This is a genomic window from Streptomyces sp. NPDC048248 (genome assembly GCF_043201875.1).
Lineage (GTDB): Bacteria > Actinomycetota > Actinomycetes > Streptomycetales > Streptomycetaceae > Streptomyces.
Map to the genome: position 1 here is coordinate 53839 of NZ_JBICZL010000014.1, position 19276 is coordinate 73114.

At 72.9% G+C, this 19276-nt stretch carries 19 protein-coding genes; 11 read left to right on the forward strand and 8 right to left on the reverse strand.

What is annotated here, in order from left to right; genetic code table 11:
• Window positions 1-159: 159 nt before the first annotated feature.
• The 4 genes from ACGFZW_RS28445 to ACGFZW_RS28460 form a co-directional block, all read right to left on the reverse strand.
• Window positions 160-612: an ATP-binding protein gene (locus ACGFZW_RS28445; protein WP_393896091.1), complete on the reverse strand. Its 453-nt coding sequence runs from the start codon at window positions 610-612 to the stop codon at window positions 160-162.
• Window positions 606-1424 carry an MEDS domain-containing protein gene (locus tag ACGFZW_RS28450; RefSeq protein WP_393896092.1) on the reverse strand — a complete coding sequence of 273 codons (819 nt, stop codon included), beginning with the start codon at window positions 1422-1424 and terminating at the stop codon, window positions 606-608. Before ACGFZW_RS28450 ends, ACGFZW_RS28445 begins: the two co-directional genes overlap by 7 nt.
• 221 nt (window positions 1425-1645) lie before the next feature.
• Window positions 1646-2470, reverse strand: a complete 825-nt coding sequence (locus ACGFZW_RS28455) for an MOSC domain-containing protein (RefSeq protein ID WP_393896093.1) — start codon at window positions 2468-2470, stop codon at window positions 1646-1648.
• A gap of 47 nt (window positions 2471-2517) precedes the next feature.
• Window positions 2518-2982: a DUF6643 family protein gene (locus tag ACGFZW_RS28460; RefSeq protein WP_393896094.1), complete on the reverse strand. Its 465-nt coding sequence runs from the start codon at window positions 2980-2982 to the stop codon at window positions 2518-2520.
• Between the two features lie 247 nt (window positions 2983-3229).
• Here ACGFZW_RS28460 and ACGFZW_RS28465 point away from each other — a divergent pair, with 247 nt between their 5' ends.
• Window positions 3230-4636, forward strand: coding sequence for a TerD family protein (locus ACGFZW_RS28465; RefSeq protein ID WP_393896095.1), 1407 nt, complete (start codon window positions 3230-3232; stop codon window positions 4634-4636).
• Between the two features lie 58 nt (window positions 4637-4694).
• Here the strand turns inward: ACGFZW_RS28465 and ACGFZW_RS28470 are convergent, their stop codons facing one another.
• The gene (locus ACGFZW_RS28470; protein WP_393896241.1) at window positions 4695-5846 is read right to left on the reverse strand and encodes a glycosyltransferase; all 1152 of its coding nucleotides are present in this window, start codon (window positions 5844-5846) and stop codon (window positions 4695-4697) included.
• Between the two features lie 193 nt (window positions 5847-6039).
• On the opposite strand from ACGFZW_RS28470, the gene ACGFZW_RS28475 reads away from it, so the two are divergent.
• The 3 genes from ACGFZW_RS28475 (at window position 6040) to ACGFZW_RS28485 (ending at window position 8123) form a co-directional block, all read left to right on the forward strand.
• Complete coding sequence (locus tag ACGFZW_RS28475; protein WP_393896096.1) at window positions 6040-6855, forward strand: glutamate racemase; 816 nt, start codon at window positions 6040-6042, stop codon at window positions 6853-6855.
• Window positions 6856-6949: 94 nt separating this feature from the next.
• A complete protein-coding gene (locus ACGFZW_RS28480; RefSeq protein ID WP_393896097.1) occupies window positions 6950-7567 on the forward strand; it encodes a hypothetical protein in 618 nt (205 codons plus the stop codon).
• Between the two features lie 70 nt (window positions 7568-7637).
• The gene (locus ACGFZW_RS28485) at window positions 7638-8123 is read left to right on the forward strand and encodes an NUDIX domain-containing protein (RefSeq protein ID WP_393896098.1); all 486 of its coding nucleotides are present in this window, start codon (window positions 7638-7640) and stop codon (window positions 8121-8123) included.
• A gap of 14 nt (window positions 8124-8137) precedes the next feature.
• Here the strand turns inward: ACGFZW_RS28485 and ACGFZW_RS28490 are convergent, their stop codons facing one another.
• The gene (locus ACGFZW_RS28490) at window positions 8138-8737 is read right to left on the reverse strand and encodes a hypothetical protein (RefSeq protein ID WP_393896099.1); all 600 of its coding nucleotides are present in this window, start codon (window positions 8735-8737) and stop codon (window positions 8138-8140) included.
• Between the two features lie 271 nt (window positions 8738-9008).
• Here ACGFZW_RS28490 and ACGFZW_RS28495 point away from each other — a divergent pair, with 271 nt between their 5' ends.
• From ACGFZW_RS28495 to ACGFZW_RS28505, 3 genes are all read left to right on the forward strand, one after another.
• The gene (locus ACGFZW_RS28495) at window positions 9009-9803 is read left to right on the forward strand and encodes a 3-hydroxybutyrate dehydrogenase (protein ID WP_393896100.1); all 795 of its coding nucleotides are present in this window, start codon (window positions 9009-9011) and stop codon (window positions 9801-9803) included.
• 132 nt (window positions 9804-9935) lie between these two features.
• The gene (locus tag ACGFZW_RS28500; RefSeq protein WP_393896101.1) at window positions 9936-12116 is read left to right on the forward strand and encodes a helix-turn-helix domain-containing protein; all 2181 of its coding nucleotides are present in this window, start codon (window positions 9936-9938) and stop codon (window positions 12114-12116) included.
• A 129-nt stretch (window positions 12117-12245) separates the two neighbouring features.
• A complete protein-coding gene (locus ACGFZW_RS28505) occupies window positions 12246-12440 on the forward strand; it encodes a CsbD family protein (protein WP_393896102.1) in 195 nt (64 codons plus the stop codon).
• Between the two features lie 223 nt (window positions 12441-12663).
• Here the strand turns inward: ACGFZW_RS28505 and ACGFZW_RS28510 are convergent, their stop codons facing one another.
• The gene (locus ACGFZW_RS28510; protein WP_393896103.1) at window positions 12664-14040 is read right to left on the reverse strand and encodes an MFS transporter; all 1377 of its coding nucleotides are present in this window, start codon (window positions 14038-14040) and stop codon (window positions 12664-12666) included.
• Window positions 14041-14310: 270 nt separating this feature from the next.
• On the opposite strand from ACGFZW_RS28510, the gene dgoD reads away from it, so the two are divergent.
• The 3 genes from dgoD (at window position 14311) to ACGFZW_RS28525 (ending at window position 18010) form a co-directional block, all read left to right on the forward strand.
• Window positions 14311-15456: a galactonate dehydratase gene (gene dgoD / locus ACGFZW_RS28515; protein ID WP_393896104.1), complete on the forward strand. Its 1146-nt coding sequence runs from the start codon at window positions 14311-14313 to the stop codon at window positions 15454-15456.
• 505 nt (window positions 15457-15961) lie between these two features.
• On the forward strand, window positions 15962-17206 hold the full coding sequence (locus ACGFZW_RS28520; protein ID WP_393896105.1) for a cytochrome P450: 1245 nt from the start codon (window positions 15962-15964) through the stop codon (window positions 17204-17206).
• A 366-nt stretch (window positions 17207-17572) separates the two neighbouring features.
• Window positions 17573-18010 carry a hypothetical protein gene (locus ACGFZW_RS28525; RefSeq protein ID WP_393896106.1) on the forward strand — a complete coding sequence of 146 codons (438 nt, stop codon included), beginning with the start codon at window positions 17573-17575 and terminating at the stop codon, window positions 18008-18010.
• A gap of 194 nt (window positions 18011-18204) precedes the next feature.
• Here the strand turns inward: ACGFZW_RS28525 and mihF are convergent, their stop codons facing one another.
• A complete protein-coding gene (gene mihF, locus ACGFZW_RS28530) occupies window positions 18205-18564 on the reverse strand; it encodes an integration host factor, actinobacterial type (RefSeq protein WP_393896107.1) in 360 nt (119 codons plus the stop codon).
• A gap of 474 nt (window positions 18565-19038) precedes the next feature.
• Here mihF and ACGFZW_RS28535 point away from each other — a divergent pair, with 474 nt between their 5' ends.
• A complete protein-coding gene (locus ACGFZW_RS28535) occupies window positions 19039-19260 on the forward strand; it encodes a hypothetical protein (protein ID WP_393896108.1) in 222 nt (73 codons plus the stop codon).
• Window positions 19261-19276: the final 16 nt, after the last annotated feature.

Consider the following 19276-nt stretch of genomic DNA (forward strand, 5'->3'; position numbering starts at 1 on the left):
GCGCGATCGCCCGTCGGTCCGCGAAGGCGCCTCGGAGCCGAGGCGGAGCGAGTGGGCCGAGCCGCCGCCGGTGCATGGCATGCCGCGGTCCCGCGCCCGCTGCCCTACAGGCGGACGGGCGGACGGGCGGACGGGCGGACGGGCCATCGTCGGCGCGCCCTAGGGCAGCCGCACCGCCACCGTCACGACGGCGCCCCCCAGGCCCGTGTCCGCGGTGCCCGCCGCGACCGCGAACCGGTCCGTCACCAGGCGCGCCAGCCACAGGCCACGCCCCTTCGGTGCCCCGTCAAGACCCGGCAGCAGCTCGGGAATCACCGCCTCGCTGAACCCGGGCCCCGCGTCACTGATCCGGCACTCCAGTTCATCGCCGACCCGGCTCAGCACCAGCCGGCCGGAACCACCCGCGTGCTCCACGGCGTTCCCGGCGATCTCGTCCACGGCCAGTACGAACTCGCCGCGCCGCGGCTCGCCCAGACCCTCGCGGGCCGCACACTCCTCCACCAGCAGCCGCAACTGGGGCAGCAGTCGTGCGGTGAAACGGCGCTGGAGCAGCCGGCGGCCGGCGTCCGCCGGCGGCGACTGCGACGGCCCGACCGGTTCGTGACTCACCACGGCCGCGACACCTCCTTCGCGGCCAGCCTCGGCACCGTCCCGGCCCCGAGCCGCCGCAGCATTCCGGACTGCACCTGGTCGCAGCGCACCTCGACCAGGTCGTGCCCCGCCGCGTCGCGCACCAGGGCGAGCAGGCCGGTCGCGCAGCCGACCGACAGGAAGTGCAGCCGGGTCAGATCGATGGTCAGCCGCCGGCTTCGCGTCGTCCGGGCCAGCGCGATCTCCAACGATCTGGTGAACGCGCCCTGGTTCGCGGTGTCCGCCTCGCCGATGAAGTGCACCGCGTCGTCCGGGCCCCGCTCGGACCGCATGCTGCCGATGCGCTCCAGCAGGGCGCGCGGATGCGCGCGTTCCATGGCGCAGACCGTCGCGCGGTCGAACCGGCGGCGGTCGTAGGCGCAGATCTCGGTGTACGGCCGACCGGTGAACAGGTGGTCGGCGTGTGTCTCGCGGTGGGTCATCGCGCTGACGTCCGCGCCGAGCGCGGCCACCCAGCCCATGTCGATGAAGGCACGCAGGCCGGTGCAGCCCTCGGCGGTCGCCTTGTCGGTCTCCTCGCTCAGCCTGCTCAACTGGCGCGCGGCGGTGAACTCCGTATCCGGCTGGATCACTTCCCGCATGCTGGTCAGCACCAACTGGCCGCGCTCGCGGGCCGGGACCGTACTGCGGCTGGGGAAATCGATCCGGGCCAGCACCTCCGCCTCCGGTACGCCGGGGCAGGGGAGCAGCAGGACCTTCTCGCCGCGGGCCAGCCCGAGCCGCACGAAGGCCGTGACGACCTCCCAGCGCACTTCGTCATTGCCATAGCTCACAAAGGCGTGGTCCCCGGGTCGCAGATGCTGGACAGGGATGAGGTGATCGTTCCTGGTGCCCCTCTCAGGCATCGACACCTGGCTTTTCGTCTCCCCCCGGACGGCCCTCCCGCAGGTGGCGTGGAGCGCTCACTCTAGGCAGCGTGCGGGCGGCCCGCAATGCGCCCGGCGGCCGTCATCGGTGCCCGCCCCGGGGCGCCGCCGAAGGCCCGCAGGCCACGTCAGGCGACTGCTTCGAAGGGGTCGCCGACACGGAGCGTGCCCGCCCCCTGGGGGATCAGGTTCTGGCCGAAGACCAGCCGGTCACCGAAGCGGCGATGGCGGGCGAGGGTGCGCAGCGGTTCCTTGCCGCGCTCGGCGGTGCGCTGGTCGGTGGTGGTGACCACACAGCGCGAGCAGGGCTTGGCGACCCGGAAGGTCAGCTCGCCGATGCGGACCGACCGCCAGTCGTCCTCGGCCCAGGGCGTGGTGCCGTCGACGACCACATTGGGCCGGAAACGGTTCATCGGCAGCGGGCCCTCGTCGGCGTGGTCGCCCTGCGCGATGAGGGAGTTGAGAGCGTTCAGCGACGAGGTGGTGGTGAGCAGCAGGGGATAGCCGTCGGCGAAGCTCACGGTCTCGCCGGGCAGGGCGAACTCCGGATCGATGGGGCGGCGCATGTCCGGTGCGTCCAGATGCACCAGTTCGGCCTCGACACCCAGATACGCGCGAAGCCAGTCGGCTGCCTGCCGGCCGGCCGGCACCGCCTCGACCTTGTCCCTCCAGACCTCGACCACGACCGTCTCGCCGGGCTCGGGCACCTCGACCGTCAGCGGCTCCATACCGGGCGCTGTCAGCGCGAGGGCGCCGCCCGGCAGCACCTCGGCCGAGGCCAACGCCAACGTCGGCTGCTGCCGTTGGGACAGCATCCTGCGCTGGGTGTCCACGACCATCCACCGTCGGTCCCCGGCGAGCCCCCACGGCTCCACGACCGCCTCGCCGGGACCGGACCCCGCAATGGATTTGACCGGATAGAGATGGATCGATTGCAGCGCTGGCGTCGGCATGGAATCCATCCTGCCAGTCGCCTCGGACAGTTGGCCGACCGGCCGGTTCAGTACCCCCGTGGATACTGGCGGCCGTACGGATCGTCGTACGGCGCGGCCGGGCGGGGGGCGGCGGGACGCGGCGCGACCGGAGCGGCCGGGCGCATCGCCTCGTAGCCCGTGCCGGCCGGGCGCTGGGGGTACTGCTGGGGCTGCTGGGACTGGTAGCCGCGGTTGCCGGCCTGCTGCGGGATATAGGGCGCGGGAGCCTGCTGCAGCGGGGCCGCCTGCTGCCCGTTGCCTTGATAGCCCTGGCCCGCCGAGGGATACGAGGGAGCGGCGGGCAGCGCGGGCAGCGCCGACGGAAGGGCGGGCAGGTAGGACGAGCCGGTGTCGTAAGGGGAGGGAGATACCCGGATCGGGGCGATCTGAGGGGTACCGCGTTCCGCGACGAGGCTGTCGTAGATCGGAGTGTCCGGGAAGGAGGGCGAAGCGTAGTAGCCGCCGCCGTAGGTAGAGCGGGGGGAGGTCATGCCTCTTAAGTTAAGCCCACGATGTGCCGATTGGGGAGCCTGAAAAGAGGGTTGTTTTACGGGCTGCGAGTGGCCCAGGTTCCTCAATGTGAGCGAACTTGGGAAAAACGGTCGCGATCGACCGTAGGAATCCTGTAAAGGATCCGCTTCCCGCAGGTGAACGCGGGGCACTCGCAGGGGCGTCGGCCCAGTAGGTTGGAGGTGCCACCACCGACGGGGCACCGCGAACGACAGAGAGGGCGCAGCGATGTCGATGCTCAAGGGCAGCAACGTTCCGGTTCCGGCCCCGGCGGTCCGGGTGGAACTGGGCTGGCAGGCCGCTCCGGGGATTCCGGATGTGGACGCCTCCGCGCTGCTCCTGGTGTCGGGAAAGGTTCGCGACGACAGGGACTTCGTGTTCTACAACCAGGCCGTGCACGCCTCAGGCGCCGTCCGCCACGAAGGCAAGCAGCCGGCCGGCGGCGTGATGACCGACAGCCTCGCCGTCGACCTGGCAGCCGTCGAGGGCGGTGTCGAGAAGGTCGTGCTCGCCGCCTCCTGCGACGGCGGCACCTTCGGAAGGGTCCCCGGGCTGTACATCCGGGTGCTGGACGCGGCGAGCGGCTCCGAGATCGCCCGCTTCGACAGCCAGGACGCCACCGCCGAGACGGCCTTCGTGCTCGGCGAGCTCTACCGGCGGCAGGGCGCCTGGAAGTTCCGCGCCGTCGGACAGGGCTACGACACCGGGCTCGCCGGCCTCGCCACCGACTTCGGCATCAGCGTCGAGGAGGAGCCGGCCGCGAACCGGGCCCCCGCTGCCGGCCCGCCGAGCGCCGCGCCGTCCGGGCAGGTGCCGTCCGCCCCGCCGTCCGCGCCTGCACCTCCCGCGCAGCCGATGGCGCCTCCGCCCGTGCCCGCCGTGGCACCGTTGCCGACCGGTCAACCCGCGGCGTCAATTCCCCCGCCGCCCGGTCAGCCGGTGCCGCCCCCCGCTCCCACTCCCGTTCGTCTGACAAAAGTCACCCTCACGAAGGATGCCCCGGCCGTCTCGTTGACGAAGCAGGGCGGTACCTCCGGCGCGATGCGGGTGAACCTCAACTGGAGCGGCGGCAAGGCCGCCAAGAGCCTCGGCAAGAAGCTCGGCCGCAAGGCGATGGAGGCGATGGGCGCCCGCGGCGCGCTGCTGCCCCAGTCCGGCCGGCTCGACCTCGACCTGTGCGCGCTGTACGAACTCACCGACGGCAGCGCCGGCGTGGTGCACCCGATCGGCAACAACTTCGGCTCGCTGCACGCCCCGCCGTTCATCCAGCTGGACGGCGACGACCGCACCGGCGCCGTCCAGGCGGGCGAGAACCTCACCATCAACCTCGACCACCAGGCCCGCATCAAGCGCATCCTGATCTTCGTCACCGTCTACGCCGGTGCCCGCAGCTTCGAGGGGCTGGACGCGACCGTCACTCTCCAGCCGCAGCACGGCGCCCCCGTCGACTTCGCCCTCGACACCTGCACGGTCCCCTCCAACGTCTGCGCCCTGGCTCTGATCACGCACACCGGCAGCGAACTCGTCGTCCAGCGCGAGTCCCGGTTCCTCGTGCCCCAGCCCGGCATCAGCCCGCAGCGCACCGTCGACCAGGCCTACGGGTGGGGCCTGGACTGGTCACCGGCCCGCAAGTGACGCCGCCGTCGCGCGGCCCGCAGGCGGACATCGCGGCCGCGCCTCCCGGGAGGCGCGGTCAGGACGGCGCTCCGTACGTCCGGCCCTTCCACGCCGCCCCGCGTCCCCGATAGTGCTGCACGGCCGAGTCCATGGTCATCAGCAGATAGAGCACCGCGGTGAACGGCAGCAGCAGCGCGGTCCACGGCGGCTGCCGGTAGTAGCGCAGCATCGGCAGATACGTCCCGCACATCACGAGCCATGCCGCGCCGCCCAGTGCCGCGGCCGTGGCCTCACCGGCGGCCGCTCCGGCCAGCAGCACCGCGGGCGGCGCGAGATAGACCAGCGCGAGGCCCGCGACGGTCCCCACCAGCAGCAGCGGCTGGTGCAACAGCTGGGCGTAGGCGCTGCGCGCGACCATCCGCCACAGCTCGGCCAGCCGGGGATACGGTCGCACGCTCGTCACCCGGTCCGCGAGGCCCAGCCAGATCGTGCCCCCGGAGCGCTGGACCGCGCGGGCCAGCGTCACATCGTCGATCACCGCATGCCGGATCGTCTCCGGGATGCCCGCCCGCTCCGCCGCCTCCCGCCGCAGCAGCACACAGCCGCCCGCGGCCGCCGCGGTCCGTGCCCCCGGGCGGTTGACCCAGCGGAAGGGGTAGAGCTGCCCGAAGAAGTACACGAAGGCCGGCACGATCAGACGCTCCCAGAACGTCACGACCCGCAGCCGGGCCATCTGCGAGACCAGATCCAGGTCCGCCGACCGCGCCGCAGCCACCAACTCCCGCAAGCTGTCCGGTTCGTGGGCGATGTCCGCGTCGGTCAGCAGCAGATACTCCGGCGCGAGCCGCTCCCGCGCCTGCGCGATGCCGTGCCGTACGGCCCACAGCTTGCCCGTCCAGCCCGGCTCCGGCTCACCGGGGGAGCAGACGGTCAGCGCGAGCCCGCCCCGCTCCGCCGCCAGCGCGCGGGCCACCGTGCCCGTCCCGTCGGTACTGCCGTCGTCGACCAGGAACACCTCGGCCCGTCCCGGGTACTTCTGTGCCAGCAGCGACGGCAGGCTGTCCGGCAGCACCTCGGCCTCGTCCCGCGCGGGCACCACCACCGCGACCGAAGGCCAGCGCGCCGGGTCCCGGCGCGCCGGAAGCCGCTGGTCCGTTCGCCAGAAGAAGCCCTGTCCCAGCAGCAGCCACGCCCAGGCCAGCAGTGACCCCGCACCGATCCACTCCATCGCTCCCACGGCCGCAGTCTGCCGCACCGGAACCGCCGCGCGGCGGTCATCGACGGGGTGTCCCGGACCGGGCGGCACGCGTCCGTGGGAGGTGCCCCGCGGGTGTTCCGGCCGCCGCACACAGCGGCCGCCCCGGGGACCGCGGACGGGGCCGGTATGACAAGTCGGGCGCCGTCCTGAGTAAAGTGTCCGCGTGAAGATCGCGCTCATGGACTCCGGGACCGGGCTGCTCGCGGCGGCCGCCGCCGTGCGGCGACTGCGGCCGGACGCCGATCTGGTCCTCTCCTCCGACCCCGACGGCCTGCCCTGGGGCCCGCGCACCTCCGACGATGTCGCGGCGCGTGCGCTTGCGGTCGCCCGCGCAGCCGCCACACACCACCCCGACGCCCTGATCGTCGCCTGCAACACCGCCTCCGTGCACGCCCTGCCGGTGCTCCGCGCCGAGCTGGAGCCCGTCGTGCCGGTCATCGGCACCGTGCCGGCCATCAAGCCCGCGGCGGCCGGTGGCGGCCCGGTCGCCATCTGGGCCACCCCGGCCACCACCGGCAGCCCCTACCAGCGGGACCTCGTGGAGCGGTTCGCCCACGGCGTGGACGTCACGGGCGTGCCCTGTCCCGGACTCGCCGACGCCGTGGAGGAGGCGGACGGCAGGGCGATCGACGCCGCCATCGCCGCCGCCGCACACCTCACCCCGCGGGACGTCAAGGCCGTCGTCCTGGGCTGCACCCACTACGAGCTGGTCGCCGAGCGCATCAGGGCCGCCCTGCAACAGCCCGGCGCCCCCGCCCTCGTCCTGCACGGTTCCGCGGAGGCCGTCGCCGCCCAGGCCCTGCGCCGCATCGGGGCCGAGCCCGCGCCCGCGGCCGCTCCGACCGGCAGCGTGAGCGTGCTCCTCAGCGGCCGCCCGGGCGGGATGCCCGCCGCGGCGCTCGCCTACGCGGAGGGGCGGCTGCTGGCGGAGAGCGCCGAGGCCGGTCCTGGCGAGGCCGCGACGGTCCTCCGCGGCTGACGTCAGCCATGATGTCCGCGCCCCGGGATCTCGGGCCGCGCGGGCACGCCGCACCACGGTGCCGTGCTGTGCAAAGACGCGTACGCTGCGTTCCATGAGGGACCACCCCCCGGAGGGGGCAGCAGCCCCCGATCAGGACGACAGCACCGTAGGCGACGGCCTGCCCCCCGGCGGAGGCGGCGCCCACGCGGAACTTCCCGAGGTCTGGCACGGCGGCGCCACCAACCGTGTGCAGTGGCTGCTCGCCGGTGTGGGCGCGGCCTGCATGGCCCTCGGCGTCGAACTCGCCGTCGACAGCTCCTGGACGTCGGGCCTCGCGCCCCTGGTGATGTCCGTGGTCGGCTGCGTCGCGGCCGGTCTGCTGGTGCTCTTCGGCACGATCGCCTTCGTCCATGTAGCGGTACGCGTCGACGAGGACGCCCTGGAAGTTCGCTGCGGCCATATAGGGGTACCGCGGCGCCGCATCCCGCTCGACGACGTCGTCGGAGCCGACTACGCCCCACAGGTCACCCCGCGGCACTGGGGCGGCTGGGGCTACCGCTGGCGCCCCGAGCAGGGCACGGCCGTCGTCGTCCGGCGTGGTGAGGCCCTGGTGCTCCAACTCCACGACGGCCGCACCTTCACCGTCACCGTCGACAACGCCGAGGCCGCCGTCCGCTACATCCGCGGCAGGCTGAGCGTGCGGCGCAACGGCACTCCGGCGGGCGCCTGAGCGTCGGAGCGGGCCCTGCCACCCCACGCGCGCAGCGGAAACGGGGACGCTTTCCTTTAGGGTTCAACGCATGGCGACACCCGAATTCATCCGTGACCTCCGCACGTCCGTCGGCCGTCAGCTCCTGTGGCTGCCCGGGGTCAGCGCGGTCGTCTTCGACGACGAGGGCCGGGTTCTGCTGGGCAAGCGGGTGGACACCGGCGGCTGGTCGGTGATCGGCGGCATCCCCGAGCCCGGGGAGCAGCCCGCCGAGACCGCGGTGCGCGAGGTGTACGAGGAGACCGCGGTACGGGTCGTCCCCGAGCGGGTCGTCCTCGTGGAGACCATGCCGCCGACTCGTTACCCCAACGGGGACGTCTGCCAGTTCATGGACGTCACCCTGCGCTGCCGCGCGACCGGCGGCGAGGCCGTGGTCAACGACGACGAGTCGCTGGAAGTGGGCTGGTTCGACCTGGACGCCCTGCCTGCCTTGGAGGACTACGCGCTGATCCGCATCAAGCGGGCGGTGGAGGCCGGGCCGACGTGGTTCCGGGGCATGTCGGAAGCGGACGCGTAGGACACGCTCGCCGGCTACAGCTCCTCGTTCGACGGCTCGTCCAGTGGATCGCCGGGGTCCTCCGGGATCGGCGGCAGCTGGGACTCCTCCGGGCTCTCCCCGGGTTCCCCGGGTTCCCCGGGTTCCTCCGTCGGGTCGGGCGCCGGCGTCTGGCCGGACGGCTCCTCCGTGTGCATCTCCAGGGTGTCCTTGCGGCAACTGGTGACCCAGGTGCCGGTGGGGCCGCTCTCGTACTGGCAGAACCAACCCCGCACCGCCAGCGTCCCCTCGCTGCCACCGCCTGCCTGCGGCGCCCGCAGAAAGAACTCGGCCATCACGTCGTGGGCCTCCTCGCAGCCCACCGTGCCGCCGGCACCGGGGTCAGCGAACAGGGCGACATTGCGCGCCTTGCCCAGCGCGTCGGGGATCTCCCCGCAGCTGACCGGCTGCCCGGGAACGGGGGACGAGTCGGGAGCCGGCGAGTCACCCGGGTCCGGGGGGTCGCCCTCGTCGGGCCCGGCGCCCGTGCCCGACGACGTCGTGGCGGAGGTCGTGGCGTCCGCGTCGTCACCGGCCCCGCATCCGGCGGCGGCGAGGGCGAGCAGTACGGTCGGCACGGCGATGAGCCTACGCATGATCGAACTCCCTCGTGGCGGCGGTCGCAGGCGGCGCGCTGCGTCGTCTGACGCTAGGAGGCCGCGGGGTGCTCGGCGATCCGGGACGGCCGATCGGGTGACCGAGCGACACGAGTGGCGTCGAGAAGATGCGGCGGCAGGACACAGGGTGTGCGGACACCGGCCGACGCCCCACCGTCCACGACAGGGGTGCGCGCACGCCACACCCGGCTCACGAAGTATGGGGCGGTGGCACATCGGTGTGGCGGAGGCGGCTGCCTAGGGTGCGGTCATGACCGTGATCGGCACCTCAGGCCAGGTATCCCTCGACCTCGACGGCCTCACCGCCCTCGTCACCGGCGCCGCCAGTGGCATCGGGCGCGCCTGCGCCCTGCGGCTGGCGGCGGCCGGCGCCACCGTACGGGCCGTGGACCGCGACGTTGCGGGGCTCGCCGGCCTCGCGGACGCCCTCCCCGCCGGCAGCCCCGGCAGCATCGAGGCCCACCCGCTGGACCTCGCCGATCTTGACGCCGCAGAGCGGGCGGCCGCGGGCAGCGATCTGCTGGTCAACAACGCGGGGATCCAGCTCGTCCGCCCGATCGAGGAGTTCCCGCCCGAGGTCTTCCACGAGGTGCTGACCGTCATGCTGGAGGCGCCCTTCCGGCTGCTGCGCGGAGCGCTGCCGCACATGTACGAGCGCGGCTGGGGCCGGATCGTCAACATCTCGTCCGTGCACGGCATCCGCGCCTCGCCCTTCAAGTCCGCGTACGTCGCCGCCAAGCACGGCCTGGAGGGCCTCTCCAAGACCGCCGCGCTGGAAGGCGCCCCGCACGGCGTGACCTCCAACTGCGTCAACCCCGGCTATGTCCGTACACCCCTGGTCGAGCGGCAGATCGCCGACCAGGCCGCCGCGCACGGCATCCCCGAGGAGCGCGTACTGTCCGACATCCTGCTCGCCGACTCGGCCCTCAAGCGGCTGGTCGAACCGGCCGAGGTCGCCGAGGCCGTCGCCTATCTCTGCACCCCGCAGGCGTCCTTCGTCACGGGTACCTCGCTGCTGCTGGACGGCGGCTGGGCCGCGCACTGAGGCACGCCCTCCCGCGGCGGGCCTGCACGGATCGGGAGGCGTCCGGACAGGGGCGGGTCGCGACGCACCTGCTGAACGGAAGGGGCGGCGGAGGCTGGCGCGCCACGATGGACCGGAGGTATCCCTGTGACCATGTCCACCGAACAGCCGATTCCCGAGCCCGGTCCCCCGTCCGGGCGCCCCGTCGAGGTCCCGGCCGCCCCGGACGACCCCGCAGAGACGCCCTTCCTCGGCCTGCTGGCCACCGGCGCCTCGGCGGAGGAGTACGAGCGCGCGGTGCTGCGTGCCCGCGCCGAGGGGGCGACCACCGAGCGGCTCGCCGCCCTGGAGCGGGCCAAACTGCTGGCGCTGCGGGTGCGGACCGAGATGGAGGGCCGTCGCAGGCGTGAGGCGGAGCTGTCCGCGCTCTACGCGACCGCCCATGACCTCGCGGGGCTGCGCGACCTCGACGCGGTGCTGCGGGCGATCGTGCGCCGGGCCCGCTCCCTCCTGGGCACCGAGGTCGCCTATCTGACGCTCAACGACCCCGCGGCGGGCGACACCTACATGCGTGTCACCGACGGCTCCGTCTCCGCCCGGTTCCAGCAGCTGCGGCTCGGCATGGGCGAGGGGCTCGGCGGGCTGGTCGCGCAGACCGCCCGCCCGTACGTCACCGACAGCTATTTCCACGATGAACGCTTCCGGCACACCGGACCCATCGACTCGGGTGTCCAGGACGAGGGACTGGTGGCGATCCTCGGCGTACCGCTGATGCTCGGCAGCGGTGTCATCGGTGTGCTGTTCGCCGCCGACCGGCGCGAACGGGTCTTCGAGCGCGGCCAGATCGCCCTGCTCGCCGCCCACGCGGCCCACGCCGCCGTCGCCATCGATACCGCCAACCTGCTCGCCGAGACCCGCAAGACGCTCACCGAACTGGAGGACGCGACCGCGATCATCCGCGACCGCAGCGCGGTCATCGAGCGGGCCTCCGACATCCACGACCGGCTGACCGAGCTGGTGCTGCGCGGCGGCGGAGTGCAGGACGTGGCTGCCGCGGTCGCCGAGGTACTCCGCGGCGAGGTGGAGTTCACCGACCCCGAGCGCGCGCCCGGTGAGGCGCTGGACCGCTCCCGCGCCGACGGCCACGCCGTGCGGGACGGCGCCGACTGGGTCGCGGCGGTGTGGGCCGGTGGCGAGGTCCTCGGCGCCCTCGTCCTGCGCGGGCACCCGGAACTGGACCCCGTCGACCAGCGGACCCTGGAGCGCGCCGCGATGGTGACGTCCCTGCTGCTGCTCGCCCGGCGGAGTGCGGGCGAGGCCGAGCAGCGGGTCAGGGGCGAACTGCTGGACGATCTCCTCGACGCGCCCGACCGCGACCCGCGCCTGCTGCGCGAGCGCGCCGCCAGGGTGGGCGCGAACCTCGACGCGCCGCACGTCGTCCTCGCGGCGCGCATCGAGAGTTACGAAACCACGTCACAGGACGGAAGCCGGCCGGGCTCACCCGCCCCTGCGCCCCTGGGCGCAGCACCAGGAACGGCCACTTCCGGCCGCTCCTGCCCACCGCCGCGCACACCGCACGGAATCCGCCCGCACGAGACGGGCGAGGCACCGGCCGACGCCCCGGCCGGAGCGCCGCTCGCCGCCGACCCGTCCGCCGAGCCGTACGGATACGAAGCGGTGGCCCACCCCGGCGGTGCCGACCGGCAGCGGCTGTGGTCGGCGGCCTCGCATCTCGCCGCCACCCGCCACGGGCTCGCCGCCGTACGGGACGGCGGCGCCGTGCTGCTGCTGCCGCTGGGAGACGACGGCGATCCGGCGCGGGCCGCCCGCGAGGTCGCCGGGCGGCTCGGCGCCGCCCTGCACGTCCCCGTCTCGGTCGGCGCGTCGGAGCCCGTCCCGGCCCCGGCGGCCAGGCCCGCGGCGGTCGCGGACGCGTACGCGGAAGCCAGGCGCTGCCGGGAGGCGCTGCGCGTGCTGGGCCGGGACGGCGAGGGTGCGGCCGCCGCCGACTTCGGGTTCCTCGGCCTGCTGCTCGCCGACACCCGCGACGTGGACGGCTTCGTGCACCGCACTCTCGGCGAGGTGGCGGACTACGACGAACGCCGTGGCACGGACCTGCTGCGCACCCTGGGCGCGTACTTCGCCGGCGGAATGAGCCCGGCCCGCACCAAGGACGCCTTGCACGTCCATGTGAACACCGTCGCCCAGCGCCTGGAGCGGATAGGCCGTCTCCTCGGCCCCGACTGGCAGTCGCCCGCCCGTGCGCTGGAGATCCAACTGGCCCTGCGGCTCCACCAGCTCTCGTCCGCCGTCGCGCGGCATCCGGAGGGGTGAGGGCGCCATCCGGCGTACGGCGCGCCGCGGGTGCGTACCGATGGCCCCCTCCAGGTGCGAACCGCACCGACCTGCGGCAGCGTGGTGCCGGAACTTCCCACTCCTTCCCACCGAACAAAGGAGTTCGTCATGGGTGAAGACAGCGGCATGAAGAAGATGAAGGGCAAGGCCAAGGAGGCCGCCGGCAAGATGACCGGCAACGACCGGATGGCGACCGAGGGCCGCGCCGACCAGGCCAAGGCCAAGGCCAAGGACGCGATGTCCAACCCGAAGGAGAAGGCCGCCGGGATGAAGGACTCGCTGAAGGACCGCGACGACTCCTGACCCCAGGGGCGCCAGGCCCCGCCGCCCGCTCGCGCGGAGCCCGGCCGGGACCGTGGCGCCCCGCCGCACGAACGCCGCGTATCCCGGCCCGCCCGTACGGGCCTGCCGGGATACGCGGCGCTGTCTCGTCGTTGCCGGTGGCGCGCGACTCCTGGAGACCGCCACCTCATGACGTGCTTGTGAAGGCCGCCGTCACCTCACGACGGGCTCCCGAAGGCCGCCGTCACTTCGCGACGGTCTTCACCACCCCGGCCGCGTCGCCCGCCCCGCCGGCCTCGACCGCCCCGAGATCCCGGCTGCGGGTCTCCTTCGCCACCCCCACCGCGAGCAGTGTGAGCACCGCCGCGGCGATGACGTACAGGGCGATCGGCGTCGGGCTGTCGAAGTCGGCGAGCAGCGCCGTCGCGATGAGCGGGGCGGGCGCGCCGGCCGCGACCGAGGAGAACTGGGCGCCGATCGACGCACCCGAGTACCGCATCCGGGTCGCGAACATCTCCGCGAAGAACGCCGCCTGCGGCGCGTACATCGCGCCGTGGAAGACCAGCCCCACGCTCACCGCGAGCAGCAGCAGCCCGAAGTCGGCGGAGTCCACGAGCGCGAAGAACGGGAACGCCCACACCGCGACCCCGGCCGCGCCCAGCAGATACACGGGGCGTCGCCCGACGCGGTCCGACAGGGCGCCCCAGGCGGGAATGACCGCGAAGTGCAGGGCGGAGGCGATCAACACGGCGTTCAGGGCGGTCTGTTGGGAAAGACCGGTGTGTGAGGTCGCGTAGACCAGCACGAAGGCCGTGATGACGTAGTACGAGATGTTCTCCGCCATCCGGGCGCCCATCGCGATCAGCACATCGCGCCAGTGGTGCTTCAGGACCGCGACCAGGGGCATCTTCTCCACCGGGCCGCCCTCCGCCCGACGGGCCGCCGCACTCGCCAACGCCGCCCGGAACACCGGTGATTCATCGACCGAAAGCCGGATCCACAGCCCGACGATCACCAGCACGCCGGAGAGCAGGAACGGCACCCGCCAGCCCCAGGAGAGGAACTGCCCGTCCGACAGCAGCGCCGTCAGCGCCGACAGCACGCCGGTGGCCAGCAACTGGCCGGCGGGGGCGCCGGTCTGCGGCCAGGAGGCCCAGAAGCCGCGCCGCCGGGCATCGCCGTGCTCGGACACCAGCAGCACCGCGCCGCCCCACTCGCCGCCCAGCGCGAACCCCTGCACCAGCCGCAGCACCGTCAGCAGCACCGGCGCCGCCGAGCCGATCGTGGAATGCGTCGGCAGCAGCCCGATCGCGAAGGTCGCGCCGCCCATCATCAGCAGGCTCAGTACCAGCAGCTTCTTGCGGCCGAGCCGGTCGCCGAAGTGTCCGAAGACCAGGGCGCCGATGGGCCGCGCGGCGAAGCCGACCGCATACGTCAGGAAGGAGAGCAGCGTGCCGACCAGCGGATCGGACCCGGGAAAGAACAGCTTGTTGAAGACGAGTGCGGCGGCGGATCCGTAGAGGAAGAAGTCGTACCACTCGACGGTCGTGCCGATGAGGCTCGCGGCGACGATGCGCTTGAGCGAGGCGGGGGCTGGGGGAGCGGATGCCGAGGCAGCCATGGTCACCACTTCCGGTGCGGGTCGGGTCGGGGACGGTACACGTGTCGCCACACCGTAGGAATGCGCTGGTCACCGGCACATGTGGTGGGACACCACACTTCGGCGGGCAGGTGTGCGCGCGATCGCCATGAGCGGCCGGCAGTCGGGCCCCTGGATCCTTCCCCCTCCGGGAAATGCGGTCCGCGTCGCGTTTCCGGCCTCGGACGACGCCACATACATCACCGCAGCGAACCCTGCCGTGGACGGCCGGCCCGTGAAGAAGGAGTCCGAGTGAAGATCACATCCCTGCGCACCTACCTGGTCGCCCCCCGCTGGTGCTTCCTGCGCGTCGACACCGACGAGGGGATCACCGGCTGGGGCGAGCCCGTGGTCGAAGGGAGGGCGCACACCGTCGCCGCTGCGGTGGACGAGCTTGCCGACCATCTCGTCGGCAAGGACCCGATGCGCATCGAGGATCACTGGCAGGTGCTCACCAAGGGCGGGTTCTACCGCGGCGGCCCCGTGCTCTCCAGCGCCGTCGCGGGCATCGACCAGGCGCTGTGGGACATCGCCGGCAAGGCCCTGGGCGTGCCCGTGTGGCAGCTGCTGGGCGGCAACGTCCGCGACCGGGCACGCGTCTACAGCTGGATCGGCGGAGACCGTCCGGACGACGTCGCCGAAGCGGCCCTCGACCGCAAGGAGCAGGGGTTCACGGCGATCAAGATGAATGCCTCGGCGCAGCTGCGCCCGATCGACACCCCGGAGGCCGTCCGCGGCATCGTGGAGCGGGTACAACACGTCCGCGAGGCGGTCGGGGACCGCTTCGACATCGCGGTGGACTTCCACGGCAGGCTCAGCGGTGCCATGGCCCGCCGGGTCCTTCCGCTGCTGGAGCCGTATCTTCCGTTCTTCGTCGAGGAACCGCTCGTCCCGGAGATGAGCGACCACCTCGGCGAGATCGTGCGCTGCACCAGCATCCCGATCGCGACCGGTGAACGGCTCTACTCCCGCTGGGACTTCAAGCGGGTGCTCCAGCAGGGCATCGCCGTCGCACAGCCGGACCTGTCCCACGCGGGGGGCATCTCCGAGGTGCGGCGCATCGCCGCCATGGCCGAGGCCTACGACGTCGCGCTCGCGCCGCACTGCCCGCTGGGACCGATCGCGCTCGCCGCCTCACTCCAGGTGGGCTTCGCGACGCCGAACCTCCTGATCCAGGAGCAGAGCCTGGGCATCCACTACAACAAGGGGTCCGATCTGCTCGACTACCTCGCCGATCGGTCGGTCTTCCGGTACGAGGACGGGCATGTGGCACTGCCGACCGGCCCCGGACTGGGCATCGAGATCGACGAGAAGGCCGTGGAGAAGGCGGCGCGGACCGGCCACCGCTGGCGGAACCCCGTGTGGCGGCGGGACGACGGCTCCCTGGCCGAGTGGTAGGCCGTGCGCGCGGACGGGTGGCCCACGTCGAGAGCGGCAGGGGACACCGGAGCCGAGCCTGCGGCGATCCGATTCGCAGACCGGCGCTCCGGCCTCTGTCCCCCGTTGGTGGCCGGCGTGACGGCCGCCGCGGATCCCACCGGCTTTTCCGGCCCGGGGGAGACCGCTGCGCGGGCCCTGGAACGAGCCCGCGGGGCGGCAGAACCGGGCCGGCATCGGCGGGTTGCAGGCGCTCTGGACCAGTCCCTGCCCATGCCCTAACTTCGAGGTGCATCGTCAGGCGGCACTTGCCCGAAGCAGGCGTCAGCCATCAGCTGCCGACGGCCGACAAGCCGTGCGGCAGCCCCGTTGGCCGGCGGGCCCTCTCCCGACACCCACCTCCGCCCGCGCGATCGGAATCCCGCTCACGAACAGCTCCCGACCGGACCCCGAGACGCTTCCCGACGGTTCCCGAGGGGGCCCGGGGCTCCGCACAGGGAATCCGCTCAGGGAAGAAGGACATGCCGTGACCACTCTTCCGCAGCCGCCAGACATCCTCTCCGCGGAGTTCGCGGCGGACCCCTACCCGGCGTACCGCGTACTGCGGGAGCACTACCCGCTCTTACACGACAAGGGCACCGACAGCTATCTCCTCTCCCGCTACGAGGACGTCCAACGCGCTTTCCGTGAACCGGTGTTCACCACCGACAACTACGCCTGGCAGCTCGAACCGGCGCACGGTGGCCGCACCCTCCCGCAGATGAGCGGGCGCGAACACTCCGTTCGCCGTGCCCTGGTGGCGCCGGCCTTCCGGGGCCGGGAGCTGCAGGAGCGGTTCCTGCCGGTGATCGAGCGCAACGCGCGCGAGCTGATCGATGCGTTCCGGGGCGCCGAGGAGGCCGATCTCGTCGCGCAGTTCGCCACCCGCTTCCCGGTCAACGTCATCGTCGACATGCTGGGCCTCGACCGGGCCGACCACGACCGCTTCCACGGCTGGTACGTGGCGGTCGTCGGGTTCCTGGCGAACCTCGCGCAGGACCCCGCCGTCGCGGCCGCCGGCCGGCGCGCCGGAGAGGAGCTGGCCGCGTATCTGCGCCCGGTCCTGCGCGAGCGGCGGGCCGCGCCCGGGGACGACCTGCTGTCCGTGCTGTGCACCGCCGAGATCGACGGCACCCGCATGAGCGACCAGGACATCACCTCGTTCGTCAGCCTGCTGCTCGCCGCCGGCGGCGAGACCACGGACAAGGCCATCGCCGGCACCTTCCGCAACCTGCTGAGCCATCCCGATCAGTTCGCCGCGGTACGGGCCGACCGCACGCTGGTACCGGTGGCCTTCGCCGAGACGCTGCGGTACAGCCCGCCGGTGCAGATGATCATGCGGCAGCCCGCGGCGGACGTCACCGTCAGCGGCGGGACCGTCCCGGCAGGCTCCACCGTCACCTGCCTCATCGGCGCCGCCAACCGCGACGAACGGCGCTACGCCAGGCCCGATGAGTTCGACATCTTCCGCACCGACCTCACCGCGGCCAACGCCTTCAGTGCTGCCGCCGACCACCTTGCCTTCGCCCTCGGCCGGCACTTCTGCGTCGGCGCGCTGCTCGCCAGGACCGAGGTGGAGGTCGGCGTCAACCAGCTGCTCGACGCCTTCCCCGGCATGGACTTCGCGGGCGGCACCGCGCCGGCGGAGGCCGGCGTCTTCACCCGCGGGCCCCAGGACCTGACGCTGCGGCTCACACCCGCCTCCGCGCCGGGCACCGCTGACCAGGGCTGACTGCCCACCCCTCCAGGGATCCCGACCGGGAGGGGTGCCGTACGGACACGTGCGACACCCCTCCCGCCGGGACTGCCGTAAGGCGACGTGCCCCCGGGCGCACCACGGAGCTGCTGCCGCCACGGACGACAACGCGGTACTGCAGCCCCGCACATCGCGCTGAACAGCGGAAACGTCGGTACGCACGTATCGGGCGGGTGCCGGACCCCGGATCGACGCGCGGTGCCCGCCCCAGGTGCCATACGGACCGTTCCCAGGGCCGAACGACCCAAGGACGGCGGTGCGCGGCGGTGTCACAGTGAGTCCAAGGTTGCTGACGAAAGCGCGCAGGTCAGTGACGCGGCATCCGCATCGAAGGAGCTAGACATGGTCACTCATGTCGGAACCGGGCACGGGCACACAGGTGCCGCCCGCCGTTCCTCGAGTACCGCGATTTCCGGCTGGACCGCCTTCGCCGGCACCCTGATGATCTTCGGTGGGGCCATGGCGATCCTGGAGGGCGTCTCCGCCATAGCCAAGGACAATGTCTTCGTCGCGACGAATGACTACACCTTCGCGTTCAACGTGACGGGCTGGGGCTGGGTGCACCTCATTCTCGGCATCGTGATCGCGCTGGCCGGCATCGCACTCTTCACCGGGGCGTTCTGGGCCCGGGTCGTCGGCGTCACCCTCGCGGGGCTGGGAATGATCGCGAACTTCCTCTGGGCTCCGTACTACCCGTTCTGGGCCGTGGCGCTCATCGCCGTGAACGCCTTCATCATCTGGGCGCTGTGCACCGGAAGCAGAGAGACGCGGGCCCGATAGGCCACGACCTGCGCCGCCTTCGGGTACCACCGGAGAGATCGGGGAGGGAGGCCGGACGGCCTCCCTCCCCGATGCGGGTGCAACGAGCCGCCGCACGGTGACCTGCGGCGGTGCGGCGGGGGCGAGCTGCGCCTACGGCTGAGAGTGTCCTCACGCCCGGGGGCTCAGGGCGAGTGTCACACCCACCGCGTCCCTCAGGGCGCGGGTTTCGGCGTGCCCGGCGCCGTGGGTTCCGGGCCGGTGGGCGGGAACAGCTCCAGCAGCCGGGCGCGCTGGCGGGGCCCCAGCCCTCTCACGCGGCGACTCCCGGCAATGCCGAGCTCCTCGAGGTAGCGCGCGGCCCGGACCTTGCCGACGCCGGGCCGGCATTCCACCAGCCGCCGCACCAGCGTCCTTCCGACCATTTCGTCCCTGCGCTCCAGGACGTCCCGCAGGGTGATACGGCCGGCTGTCAGGTCGGCCAGCATCCGGCTCCGCTCGCGGCGGACCTCCGCCGCCCTCTGCAGGGACCTGGCGCGCTGTGCGGGGGTCAACGGGGGAGGAGGAGCGGCCATGTGTGGGGTTCCTTCATCGTGTCGGTCCGGCGCCTGCCCCGCGCCGTGCGGGGTTTCGCCGCGTGGTTCCGCACTTCGGGTCCGTCCGGCGCTGCCCGAGCTGCCGCGCCCGTTCGGCCGGTGGACGCACCGACCGACGGCGCGCCCCGCCTGCGGCCACGGGGCGGTGAGCAGGGCGCACCGGGCCGTTCCGTCGGGGGAGTTGGGACGGCCGGGCACGAGAATGGCACAGCGGGGCGAGAGCGAAGATCGACCGGAGCGGCTTCGGTCATCCGAACGCGGTGCACGGGCGGCCCGGAGATCTCCGCTGTCGTGCACGCCCTCGTGTCCGGGCCGGTCACGGGCCTGTCGGATCGCGACGACCGGGTGAAGGGGGTCCGTTCGACGCCCAGTTCGGTCGGGAAGCGGTCATCGCCGGGGGCCATTCGGGCATGCGCCGGGGCGGACGGGGCGCCCCGCGGGGAGGAGTGTTGGGTGGGGGGACACGTACCGAAGGCGAGAGGGCGGGACCACGACGTGAGCGACAGCGGTGACAACGGCAGTGGTGACAGCGACAGCGGGGCGTCCTCCGGCAGCCCTCTGCGGCGTGGCGGGCCCTCCGGCACGGACCAACTGTCCCTGCTGCGCAGGGCCATGCGCTGGGAGACCCTGGTGATCCTCCTGATCTTCGTGGTCCTGGCGGCGGTTGCGTCCTAGGCCGGAAGGGGCTTCC